The following is a 12,618-nucleotide window of genomic DNA, read 5'->3' on the forward strand; positions in this document are numbered from 1 at the left end:
GGGGAGGAAATTATGAATTATGAATTATGAATTATGAAGTGGGGAGATGGGGGGAAGAAATTATGAATTATGAATTATGAATTATGAAGTGGGGAGATGGGGGGAAGAAATTATGAATTATGAATTATGAATTATGAAGTGGGGAGATGGGGGGAAGAAATTATGAATTATGAATTATGAATTATGAAGTGGGGAGATGGGGGGAAGAAATTATGAATTATGAATTATGAATTATGAAGTGGGGAGATGGGGGGAAGAAATTATGAATTATGAATTATGAATTATGAAGTGGGGAGATGGGGGGAAGAAATTATGAATTATGAATTATGAATTATGAAGTGGGGAGATGGGGGAAGAAATTATGAATTATGAATTATGAATTATGAAGTGGGGAGATGGGGGGAAGAAATTATGAATTATGAATTATGAATTATGAAGTGGGGAGATGGGGGGAAGAAATTATGAATTATGAATTATGAATTATGAAGTGGGGAGATGGGGGGAAGAAATTATGAATTATGAATTATGAATTATGAAGTGGGGAGATGGGGGGAAGAAATTATGAATTATGAATTATGAAGTGGGGAGATGGGGGGAAGAAATTATGAATTATGAATTATGAATTATGAAGTGGGGAGATGGGGGGAAGAAATTATGAATTATGAATTATGAAGTGGGGAGATGGGGGGAAGAAATTATGAATTATGAATTATGAATTATGAAGTGGGGAGATGGGGGAATGGGGTGATGGGGGAATTTGACTAATACCCCAAAACCCAAAACCCCAAAACCCAAGGGCTAAAATTAGTATTCTGGTACGGTGGAATCGACTTCGCGACTCCAGGCACTGATGCCACCTTTGACGTTAATTCCTTCGATACCTGCCTCTTTGAGGATAGCGAGGGCTTTAGCGGAACGTCCCCCCATCTTACAATGGGCGATAAGACGATAACCGTTGACTAATTCCTTAATTTTGGGAATTGCCGCACCATTCTCGATATCGGGTAGGGGAATTAACACCGAGTTGGGAATCTTAGCGATTTGGTACTCGTTGGGATTACGCACATCGATGAGAATGTAATCATTGGCATTGCTGTCAAGTAGTGCTTTTAACTCTACTACGGTCATTTCTGTCATTTTTTGCTGTTCTGCCGCTTCTTGTGCTTTCGCTTGCGGGATACCGCAGAATTGTTCGTAATCAATTAGTTTTTCAATGACGGGACGGATGGGATTCGGACGCAATTTTAACTCGCGGAATTTCATTTCCCAAGCATTGTAAAGCAGTAAACGACCACTGAGGGTATCCGGAGCGCCGAGGATAATTTTAATGGCTTCTGTGGCTTGAATTGTGCCGATTACTCCGGGTAAAACCCCTAAAACGCCGCCTTCGGCACAGGAGGGAACCATCCCCGGTGGTGGCGGTTCGGGATAGAGATCGCGGTAGTTGGGACCGCCTTGGTAGTTAAAAACGGTTGCCTGTCCTTCAAAGCGGAAAATTGAGCCATAGACGTTGGGTTTGTCGAGAAGAACACAAGCATCATTAGTCAGATAACGGGTGGGGAAATTATCGGTCCCGTCGATGACTACATCATAGGGGGCTAAAATGTCAAGGGCATTTTCGGAACTTATGCGGGTTTCGTACAAATCCACCTGACAATGGGGGTTAATTTCTAGAATTCTGTCCTTAGCGGAAACAATTTTCGGTTTACCTACCCAAGAAGTGCCGTGAATAATTTGACGTTGCAGATTGGAACTATCGACGATATCAAAGTCAACAATACCGATTCTACCGATGCCAGCCGCCGCTAGATAGAGTAAAAGCGGGGAACCGAGTCCCCCGGTGCCGATGCAGAGAACACTGGCGGCTTTTAGTTTTTTTTGACCTTCTAAGCCCACTTCGGGCAGAATAATGTGTCGAGAGTAGCGTTGAACCTCCTCTTGGGAAAGTTCGATCGCTGCGAGATTAGGATTTAGCATAGATTGGGTAAATAGTGAAACCTCACTCGATTCGGGCAAGAATTTCGTCTCAGCACGATTTAGAGACAAAAATCAGGAAGACTCGATCGCTTCCTGGATTTTTAATTCTTTCTATGCCTATGATAGTGTGAGGGTCTGGCTCCCTGTTGTTAATATTAGTTAACTTTCCCCTGCTACTTGGGCGCGGTATTCACTAGCGGAGAGGGTATCAGCCAAGGCAGTATCGGGATTTTCTACCCGCACTTTTAATAACCAACCCTCCCCGTGGGGATCATCGGCAATTAATTCGGGGGAGTCAATCATCGCTTGATTGCGATCGACTACGGTTCCCGAGACGGGAGGATAAAGATCTTCTACCGCTTTTACCGATTCGATCGTGCCGAAACTACTACCCACTTTCAGCGCCTCTCCCAATTCGGGCAATTCTAGAAACACGATATCACCCAATTGATCGACGGCAAAAGCACTAATTCCCAAGGTAGCGATTTCACCTTCGAGTCTGACGTATTCGTGGGTTTCTAGGTATCTCAAATCCTCGGGATATTCCAGTTCCATCGTCTGTCTCTAAATATTTACAGCATCAGTTAGTTTACTAGATTTCTTGGGGAAAATGTTCATCGGCTAGGGCTGTTTTATTGCCGATCGCTGCCTAGACAAAATTAATTACACCGATCGAACCCTGATTAAACAGCTAGAATTGGTTTAGATTGATCGGGGAACGCCACAGAACACTGGAACAGTAAGGGTTAGCTGCTTTTTTAGCTCACTTAACAATACCCAGTTTAAATGCCTCCTAGCTTACTTATGTTAAATTCCATCTTAGATCCTCGCGGTGGCGAACATCAAACTATAAGAGCCTTTTTTGAGCCAAAAACCATCGCTGTGGTGGGATTTAATCGCCAAAATCCCCAACTCGATCGCACTCTTTTAAATAATCTCCATCATAATCCCGGTCAGCACCGCCTTTATCTAGTTAATCCTCACCCCGAAAACTGGCTCGATCTTCCCACCTATAACAGTTTAGAGGATATCCAAGCGGCGATCGATCTGGTAATTATCACCGCCCCCGCTCCCGAAATTCCCGCTATTATCGCCCAATCTGTCGAAAAACAGGTTAAATGCGCCCTGATTCTCTCCACGGGTTTTCGGGAAACCGGCCAGATGGGGGAAAATTTACTCAGGGAAATTAAAGCGATCGCTGGTCAAAAATTACGCATCATCGGTCCCCATAGCTCAGGAATCAGCAATCTCAGCCAAAATCTTAACGCCACCTTTTCCCCCATCCTGCCGAAAACCGGTTCAATTGCCCTGATTAGTCAAAGTGGCGCGATCGCGGCTGCCGTGCTTGATTGGAGTTTAAGCGAAAATGTCGGTTTTAGTCACTTTATCTCCCTCGGAGTCCTTTTAGATGTGGATTGGGGCGAATTACTCTATTATTTGGGAGACGATCCCCAAACCAAAAGCATCGTTATCTACCTGGAATCCCTGAATAATGCCCGCTCTTTTCTGTCCTCGGCCCGAGAAGTTGCCCTAAATAAACCAATTATCGCCATTAGTCGCCACAGTACCGACTTTGACCCCACTTCTCTTTCCCATGCTGGCAAATTGACCAGCGATCAGCTAACTCTCTCCGCTGCCTTTGCTCGCTGTGGCATTGTGGAAGTACAAAGACTGGCCGATCTCTTGAATATCACGCAAGTTTTAGCGAAAATTCCCCGATTTCCCCGGGGAAAACGCTTGACAATCATCAGCAATGGTGTTGCTCCCGCTCTTTTAGCGGCCTCGGCTTTACTGGCGGAAGATGGACAACTGGCAACCCTTACCCCCGCAACGATCGAAAAACTAGCTCCTCTTGTTCCCGCGGATATTGTCCCCCAAAATCCCATCGATCTGCGTCGCGGCAGCGATCCCGATAGCTACGCTCGCGCCCTAGAGATCGCTTTAGCGGATGCACATACCGACGCGGTGTTGATGATTCTCTCGCCCCGCTTTAACACCGATCTGCGAGCAATTGCCCGTAGCATCGCCTCAATCGCTCAAAATAGCAAAAAACCCATTTTAGCAAGTTTGATGGGGGGAGAGGGCATTGCAGAGGGAGTAGCGTTATTAAATCAGCAGGGTATCCCCACCTATCGCTATCCCGATTCGGCGGCCCGGGTGTTTAATTTGCTCTGGAAATATGAAGAGAATCTGCGCGGTCTTTATCAAACGCCAATTTTAGCCAATTCTCAGGAAAATGGCTCCGATCGAGTTTTAGTTAGCCAGATTATCGAGCAAGCAGGGGATAGAACAATTCTCAGTGAGCCAGAGTCTTTAGATATACTCAAAGCTTATGGAATCCCTGTTATTGTCACTAAAATTGCTGAAAGTGCCGCAGAAGCAGTTAATCTCGCTGAATCTCTCGGTTATCCTGTGGTGATGAAACTGCATTCCCAGACGATTATCCATAAAAGCGCGGTGGGTGGGGTACAATTGCCGCTTTTTTCCCCCATGGCAGTCGCACAAGCATATCAGGCGATCGAAGCTAATATTACCGCACAAGTGGGTGGGGAGCATTTTCTCGGGGTGAGTATTCAACCGATGTTAGAAATCGATCGAGGATATGAGTTAATTATCGGCTCTAATTACGATGATCAGTGCGGACCGGTGATAATTTTCGGTACTGGTGGCCGTTTAGTCGATATTTTTCAAGATTACGCCACCGCTCTACCTCCTTTAAATACTAATCTCGCGCGCCGACTTTTAGAAAAAACCAAGATTTATCGGGCTTTTCACGGGACAAATGGGCTTAAATCGCTTAATTTAGCGAATTTAGAGCAAATAATCGTTAAATTTAGTCACCTGGTCAGTGAACAACCTCGCATTAAAACTATCGATATTAATCCCTTTTTTGCCGATTCAGAGCAATTAATCGCTCTTTCCGCTTCTATCCTTCTTCATCCTCGAACTACACCCCCAGAAAAGTTATCTCATCCGGCGATTCGTCCCTATCCCGAACATTATATAGGGCCTTGGACGACGAAAAGAGGCTTAAAAGTGCTAATTCGTCCGATTCGGGCAGCGGATGAGCCTTTAGTGCGACAATTTCACCATTATCTCTCGGAAGAAACCATTTATTATCGTTATTTTCACCTTGTCAATCTCGATCGCCAAACCGCTTATGATCGTCTTACGCGCATTTGTTTTATCGACTACGATCGAGTAATGAGCTTAGTGGTAGAGATTAATAACGATCAGACGGAAGAACCAGAAATTATCGCTATAGGACGCTTAAATAAACTGCATGGCGTTAATGTGGCGGAATTTGACCTATTAGTTAGGGATGACTATCAAGGTCAAGGAATTGGTACTGAATTACTACAGCGTTTGGTCACTATTGGCAAAAAGGAAGGATTAGAGGGAATCGAAGGGGAAATTTTAAGGGATAACCGCGCTATGCAGATAATAGCCGCTAAAGTGGGGTTTTCTCTCTATAAAACTGCCGATTTTGTCAAAGCGGAACTTGAATTATGAAGCCTTTTTTGATCAGCTGATCACTAATTTTTTGGCTGAATTGTTTGGGCTAATCCTTGCTCTAAAGTAAAGGGAGGTTGCCAATCCAGGGTTTTTTGAATATGGCTAGAGTCAACGGCAAGAGAACCAAGCAAGCGATCGATATTATAGGTGTTAAAAGGGAGATTTTTCCCTGTTATAGATTCTACCCTATCACCCAGATAACCTAAGAATCTAAGTAGGGTAGTGGGGACGGGCAGCAATCGACAGGGTTGTTGAATTTGTTGAGCAATGAGTCGAATTAATTGGGGAGTAGAAACAGCTTGGTTATCGCTAATTAAAAAGATTTGATTAACCGCATTAGGATGATCTAAACAGGTAATAATGGCATCAACTAAGTTACCCACAAAGACAAAACTGCGACGGTTTTTTATCGCACCAAAAGGTAAAGGTAATCCCCGTTTAATTAGTTTCATCAAGCGCTCCATATTAGCGCGATTGCCTAGTCCGTAAACTAGAGTAGGACGAAGGATTGTCCAAGTCATGTCACTATCTTTGGCAAGGTTAATTAAAGCTTGTTCCGCTTGTAGTTTACTACGACCATAGGGACTATCGGGGTGACAGGGAGAATTTTCGTTAAGAATATTATCACTTTCGGCAGCCATAGCATGAATAGAACTGACAAAAATAAAGTGCTTAACTCCCGCTTTTAGCGACTGCTTAACTAGGTTAATAGTCCCCTTAGTGTTAACTTTTATAAATGCTGCTTCTGGATTGGATATAGTCTCATGAAGGATATGAGCGCGTCCTGCTAGATGAATAACTATATCAATGCCTAGCAATGCTTCTTGCCAATCGGTCATATCATCAATTTCACCCACCTGAACGGTCTTAATTGACAGGGCTGCGGGAAACTCAAATTTCTGGCGAATTGCAGCTGTTATCTGGTAGTTATGTTGGGCCAAAGTTGGCAGTAAGTGGCTGGCAATAAAGCCATTAGAACCTGTAACTAAAACGTTTTTCATTATTAATTATTCAATTAAGTTTAGTAAATTTTCCAACCATGTTTATTAAAAAAATACACCGCCGATTGAGCAAAAACTATTGCCAGTTTAGTAGAGTTGTGCGCTCCTCTTGCCCAATGATGATAAATATTGACATGAGGATAAAGTATGGTTTTATATTTTTTAGACATTCTCATGGTCAAATCATAATCTTCAAAATACATAAACATATTTTTATCAAAGTAGCCAATATCATCTAAATATTTTCTGTTAAATAGCATAAAACAGCCACTAATAATCGGTACTTCTATTATCTGGTTATAGCTAATATCTCTCATTTCATACCAGTCCAATCTCTTTTTGAAAAGAAATTGCATTTTTTTTGGTATAAAACGTCTAATAAATAAGGTCAAAACTGTGGGTTGACGCTTACAAAGGTATTGGATGTCCCCATTAGGGTAAGATATTTTTGGAGTAATCAATCCCACCTCTTGATGTTTATCGAGGTAGTGAATAAGTTCAGTGATTACATTATTATCAAAATAAACATCTGGATTGATAACTAAATGATAATCATAATTTTTAGCCCTAGTAATAGCTAGGTTATGTCCTTGACCAAAACCAACGTTATTACCATTATTGAAGTAATAATCTATATCGTATTCCTGAAAATCATCAAAGATTTTTTTTAGTTCATCGGTGGGAGAATTATCTACTACAGATAAATTAATTTCCATGGGTGTGCCGAACAGAGATTTAATTGCTTGAGTAACTATCTCTGGGTCATTTTTGTAAAGGACAAGGGAGGCGCTAAGTTGCATAAGTATCTAAAGATATTTTTTACTAAAAAGAGTATCCAAACAATTCTATATCTTCCTTGAGATGTTCACTAATAATATTTTTAGTTTCTTCGTTATAATAACTCCTATAGTCTCGCTGACGTTGATGATTTTGATTGACGCTTGGTAATTTTACTTCTGGTAACTTAAGCAATTCTAGTATTTTCTCATAGTCTTTTTGTTAAGTCTCAAATATAGTTAAAATATTCCCAGTTATTTAAGATATTTTTTCTCAGAGATTTCTCCAAAGACGACAACGCTACTTTGGGATTACGGATAAAAAGAGAGTTGTATTTGCAGGAAATTAACATTTTATTCTCATCTCCAGTTGATTTTTTAGTTACAGTCGTAGAACTACATTTTTTTTGCTATGATAACCTTCTGATCTTCAATTACATTGCGCGTCGAGTTTACTAGACGTATTTCAGCGTGAAAACCACAACTTTCTAACCGTTCAGTTATATCCAATCCGTAATTTCTGAAGGCAAGAACTCTTCCCTGTCCACGGATCTGATCGCCATGATACTCAGGTTCAAGTTTATGTATGATAGTCCCATCAGGCTGCAAGAAACATCTTTCAACTGTCTTCGGGTTATCCGATAAAGGCACGGTAAAGATAAAGTATCCATCTTTTTTTAAGACTCTGTAAATTTCAGAAAAACCCTTGTTATCATCAGGAACATGCTCAAAAACTTCGGTGGAAGTCACTAAATCAAAAGATTCGTCATTGAGAAAAAGATTTTGAACGTCTTGACAGACAACAGAGTTCTTCATCAACCCTAGAGGTACATCATCAAAGTATTCAGAAAAGTATAAATTCTTAAATTTACCTTTTAAGAATTTATAGAAAGCTCCGCGAGAAGACAACTCATAAACAGAGGTACTGGTTGAAAAATTTAGAGATTCAATTGTCAAACCAACTGCTCTATGAATTTTAGTAGATCTACAGTTTAAACAACGAGTACCAAAATATCCTGGATGTATCCGAACCACCACAGAACCGCACAAATTACAAATCCCAATCATCTAAATAGAGCCTCCTTTTATTTTCATGTATGGTTATAGTTCATAGTTGCTAATTAGCATCAATTAAATTTTTGTACTCCTGATAGTAATTGTAACACATACTTTCCAAAGAAAAAAGTTTTTCTGCTTTTAACTTAGCCTGAGAAACTTTGTCTTTAATTTCATCTAACATAAGTATTTTGTTGTTCAAGTCGTCTATATCATCAAGCTGAAAAAAAGTCACTTCATTTTCTCGAAAGATTTCCCTAAATGTCGGAATATCAGAACAGATAATCGGAATTTCTAAATTAGCTGCTTCCACTAGAGCTAAACCAAATCCTTCCGAGCGAGATGGAAAAACAAAAACGTCAATATTAATCGCGGTTTCCCAGGGATTTTCTCGATAGCCTGTAAAAACACATCTTTGGGCAACTCCTAGTTTTTCTGCCAAGACTTGCAATCGATTAATGTCTTGAGATGTTCCCCCTATTGCTATCAGATCGTACAGGGTATTTTTCTGTAATACTTGGATAATTTGCTCCACTCCTTTTCTTTTATTTAGGATAGAAACTGTACCTATTACAATTTTATCTCCAGTTTTTATATCACTCCCTTTGATTGTCTTTCTACTGTCATCCATTTTTTTTATTCCATTGTAAATTACAGTAGTATTTTTATAGCCAAGTCCTTGATAGTATCTTTCCATTGTCTGACTTATGCAAACTGCCAAATCTAATTTTCGGCAGGCTAGGTTCCATAAATTTCCCCATATATAACCTAGTAGAGAGCCTTTGTCGTATCTGAGTTCATCGACGTGATAGCCATGAATGGTTGTAATCTTTATGCCTTTAATCTTATGGTAATTAATGGCAAGGTACAAATCGGGTTTTAATCCATGGGAGTGGACTATATCGTAATCTTTTAATTCTTGATAAAAGCTGGTGAAACTTATTCTTTGAACAGGAGCATTAAAGCTGAGACATTTTTCTTGAGAATTAGTTTCACTGAAGTAGAATACCTTCACCTCATGCTCAGGATAAAAACTATTAGACAGCCACAAGGGTATTCTCGTTAAGCCACTATCTTTGAGACGAGGAATAATATAAGCGATTTTCATATATGGTATTTACTCCCAACTTTCATTATCCGTCTTCACTGCCATTATGCCAGATTATTTTTGACAAATGTAGTGATTCGCAGTTGTCGCTTAATATACCTCATCATTACTACTGCAAAAGAGAGTAATAATTCTAGTTTTGACAGCCTTAAAACTTCCTTTCTAGCTCTAAATTCTTCCCGCAATGCTAATTTTATATCTGAGGAGCGACCACCCAGTAAAAATTCAGCAGTGGCATAATCAAATTGTTTAGGTTTTGATAATTGAGTGAACCTGAGCCAAAGATGGTAATCCATAGCACATTTATAATTATTGTCAAACCCATTTACTTCTTCTATCAAAGCTCGTTCAGAAAAAACAGTTGGATGGGGAATTGTATTTACTATGTGAAGTAGTTTTTGACTAAATTTAGGAGGACAGAAGCAACCCACTATAGTATCGTCTGTATGACTTCTCAATAGTTGATTACCGAAACACCATCGCCAGCCTTCTGAATTATAAGATGAAACCACTGACGACAGGGTTGTGTCAGCAGCAAATTTATCCCCTGCATGTAAGTGATTAATTAGAATTCCTGTCGCCAAACTTATCCCTTTATTCATAGCGTCAGAAATTCCTGCATCTGGTTCGCTTACCCAATAATCAATTACTTCCTCATACTTGCGTATAATATCAACTGTACCGTCCGTGGAACCTCCGTCTATGATGATATATTCCACGTTATCATAAGTCTGGCTAATGATACTCTGAATTGTCTGCTCTAAGTGCTTTTCTCCATTAAAAACTACCGTTATAATAGTAACCAAAGGAAATGTAATTTTTTCCGATAACTCACTTGTCTCCCCGTAGGAGTGCTTGAAATATCCCTTTGTTCTCAAGCCTCCTTCTCCCTTACGTTCTGGATTTGGGGGAGATAATATTGGATATTGTAGGGGATCAGAAGTGAGCTTGCGAGTCGTGGAAAAGTTATGATTAAGATTAATTATTTTCATGATTGTTTGGAAGCGCGTAATTTTTAAGCAATCATCCAGAAAGAACCGGGTAATCGCTCTTCATTATAAGCATTGATATTATCAAGAAACACAGAATTCTTATAAGAAGATACCATAGATAAGGATGCCAAAATTTCAAACTTTTTGTTAAATTGTAGAAAGGTCTCTAAAAAGTATTGCTCGTTCCAGTATCGTGATTCTTTGAGATTCCATTCGATGGGATAATCATAGGGAAAAAATATATCGTGAATATGAACTAAGACTCCTGTTTGTAAACGGGGATAAACTTGAAGAAATTCAAACTCCACATCACTACCAGACTTAAATACATGACTGGAATCAACGAACAGAATATCATTGGTTTGCAGGGATTCAAAAACAGACAAATCTACGGCTTCTACTTTCTGGGTAAGCAAACTAAATTCTAGAAAATCTTTACTAACATTAGCAAAGTCTTTTAAAAAATCTTGAGGATAAGGCTCGATCGAGATCAGTTGTGATTTTTGGGAATTTTCTATAAAATTCATTCTTAAAGCTGCGGCGATAATTTTAGTGCTACCACCCGACCCAATTTCAATTACCTGAGAGGGTTTCCTTTCTCTGACCATAGCATAGAGTACTTCTGCATCGCCACTAATGAGAGCAGAACTATCTTCGGAATAACCAAATGCTGAAAAAATTTCTTTATTGTTAAATTCCAAACCATATTTTTCTAGTAAATACCTAACCAGTTCAGTTTGCTTGTCTAGATGCCATTCAATTGAGCTAAGAGGCCTTTCTTTGCCCGCGTATGTCATAATTTCCTGACGGTTGGGTATCGGCTGATAAAAATGGTCAGTAATTAGGGTATAGCCAATATTTCTTAAGAGGGGATTGAATATTTTTCTGGCTAGGGCAAATTTAATATTTTTTCTACCCTGTTCGGTTTGCATACGGTTAAGTAATTTCTTCAACATTGTCAACCTTTATACTACTAATATTTACTGTCATGTTTTGTCGTCAAAGCCAACTCGGAACTGGTATCCTTTATCAAAATATTACTAGCTGGTTGCCTCCTATTAAATCTTGACAAAATACTGCTGCGGCAGCCTGTCACCCATAATGGGCAATTTAATTAACCGACCAGTTCAAGACCGGATTCAATGGGCATAATTTGCTAGATTATACCTGATGATCAACTTTTTGTAAAGAAAATTTTTAATCAGCTAAACTGGAAAGCGAACAAGAGTTCTCTAAGGTTATTGGTTGTCTATGCTTGATGCTCCTATCCTATTAGCTTTCTGGAGAGTTCTTGTACTTTAGCCGGTCAATATCTAGATTTATTCTGGCAAATCTCCAAAACGCTCTCGATAGCGTTGGAGCAATGCTTCTAAATCCTCAGCCCGCATTTTTTCCTGTTGGGCCCGCATTCTTTCCTGTTCAGTTAGCTCTGACTCCGTGGGCAGTAAATCGCCGGCAAAAGTCGCCCAACGCAGCCAAACTGCCTCGACTCCCTTATACTCCCCTTGCCAGCGTACCAAAGTTAACCCTAGCCTTTGACTGAAAAATCTTTCTCCCGTCTCTAGAGATAATGGCTCGTAGTTGCCGTCTCTGAGGATAAAACCTGCCCAGTCTTCAGGATTGAAGGGATCGTACCAGAAATATTCTGGTACTCGCAAACAGTCTTGATAGATGGCTTTCTTTTCAGTTTTATCCTGTGGGGCAGTACTTTCGGAAAGGAGTTCGATAACCACGTCGGGAGCTTTCCCTTCTTGCCAAACCACCCAACTTTTTCTTTCCCCTTTAGGAACCCCCAGGACAGCAAAGAAATCGGGACCGCGAAAGTCCTCGCTTTTTAACTGTGCGGCACTGAAATAAACGAACATATTGCCCCCCACATAGCCATCTTCCCTGGCAGCTAACCAGGGGAACAAGGCATCAATGAGGATATCCATCTGGAGTTTATGTCGTTGGGTTTCCATGGGAACGCCGTCATCGCAGGGCAATTCATCTTGGGTAGGCAGCGAAAGTGAAGAAGGGGCAATAGTTGAAGTCATCGGAGTCACGCTGGTGATGAGACTTAAGGAGCTTTTTCCCCTAGCATTAGGGAGAATATCTAGCCGCTAGAATTGAGACGGGGGCAAAATGTTATGGTAACTATAGCCTAACTATAGCAGTTTTCATCAGAATGAGGCATGGGCAAGGGGCTTAAA

General features: G+C 40.4%; 10 protein-coding genes. 1 reads left to right on the forward strand and 9 read right to left on the reverse strand.

Annotated elements, in window-relative coordinates:
- Positions 1-804 precede the first annotated feature (804 nt).
- The gene (moeB, locus tag B5D77_RS02395; RefSeq protein ID WP_039899941.1) at positions 805-1,977 is read right to left on the reverse strand and encodes a molybdopterin-synthase adenylyltransferase MoeB; all 1,173 of its coding nucleotides are present in this window, start codon (positions 1,975-1,977) and stop codon (positions 805-807) included.
- 159 nt (positions 1,978-2,136) lie between these two features.
- Positions 2,137-2,532, reverse strand: a complete 396-nt coding sequence (gene gcvH / locus B5D77_RS02400) for a glycine cleavage system protein GcvH (protein WP_008201043.1) — start codon at positions 2,530-2,532, stop codon at positions 2,137-2,139.
- Between the two features lie 249 nt (positions 2,533-2,781).
- Between gcvH and B5D77_RS02405 the strand changes: the two genes are divergently transcribed.
- Entirely contained in the window at positions 2,782-5,490 is a 2,709-nt protein-coding gene (locus B5D77_RS02405; RefSeq protein ID WP_106908206.1) for a bifunctional acetate--CoA ligase family protein/GNAT family N-acetyltransferase, read from the forward strand.
- A 23-nt stretch (positions 5,491-5,513) separates the two neighbouring features.
- Here B5D77_RS02405 and B5D77_RS02410 read toward each other — a convergent pair whose 3' ends face one another.
- The 7 genes from B5D77_RS02410 to B5D77_RS02445 all read right to left on the reverse strand — a co-directional run bounded on the left by B5D77_RS02410 (position 5,514) and on the right by B5D77_RS02445 (position 12,462).
- Positions 5,514-6,494: an NAD-dependent epimerase/dehydratase family protein gene (locus B5D77_RS02410; protein ID WP_106908207.1), complete on the reverse strand. Its 981-nt coding sequence runs from the start codon at positions 6,492-6,494 to the stop codon at positions 5,514-5,516.
- A 20-nt stretch (positions 6,495-6,514) separates the two neighbouring features.
- Positions 6,515-7,294: a glycosyltransferase gene (locus B5D77_RS02415; protein WP_106908208.1), complete on the reverse strand. Its 780-nt coding sequence runs from the start codon at positions 7,292-7,294 to the stop codon at positions 6,515-6,517.
- 372 nt (positions 7,295-7,666) lie between these two features.
- Positions 7,667-8,338 carry a class I SAM-dependent methyltransferase gene (locus B5D77_RS02425; RefSeq protein WP_106908209.1) on the reverse strand — a complete coding sequence of 224 codons (672 nt, stop codon included), beginning with the start codon at positions 8,336-8,338 and terminating at the stop codon, positions 7,667-7,669.
- Between the two features lie 49 nt (positions 8,339-8,387).
- Positions 8,388-9,434 (reverse strand): glycosyltransferase family 4 protein, encoded by a 1,047-nt coding sequence (locus B5D77_RS02430; RefSeq protein ID WP_106908210.1) that lies wholly within the window; start codon positions 9,432-9,434, stop codon positions 8,388-8,390.
- Positions 9,435-9,478: 44 nt separating this feature from the next.
- Entirely contained in the window at positions 9,479-10,426 is a 948-nt protein-coding gene (locus tag B5D77_RS02435; RefSeq protein ID WP_106908211.1) for a glycosyltransferase family 2 protein, read from the reverse strand.
- 23 nt (positions 10,427-10,449) lie between these two features.
- Positions 10,450-11,382, reverse strand: coding sequence for a class I SAM-dependent methyltransferase (locus B5D77_RS02440; RefSeq protein ID WP_106908212.1), 933 nt, complete (start codon positions 11,380-11,382; stop codon positions 10,450-10,452).
- Positions 11,383-11,745: 363 nt separating this feature from the next.
- Positions 11,746-12,462: a Uma2 family endonuclease gene (locus B5D77_RS02445; protein WP_106908213.1), complete on the reverse strand. Its 717-nt coding sequence runs from the start codon at positions 12,460-12,462 to the stop codon at positions 11,746-11,748.
- Positions 12,463-12,618: the final 156 nt, after the last annotated feature.

Source organism: Microcystis sp. MC19, from assembly GCF_003019735.1.
In the GTDB taxonomy this organism is placed as follows: domain Bacteria; phylum Cyanobacteriota; class Cyanobacteriia; order Cyanobacteriales; family Microcystaceae; genus Microcystis.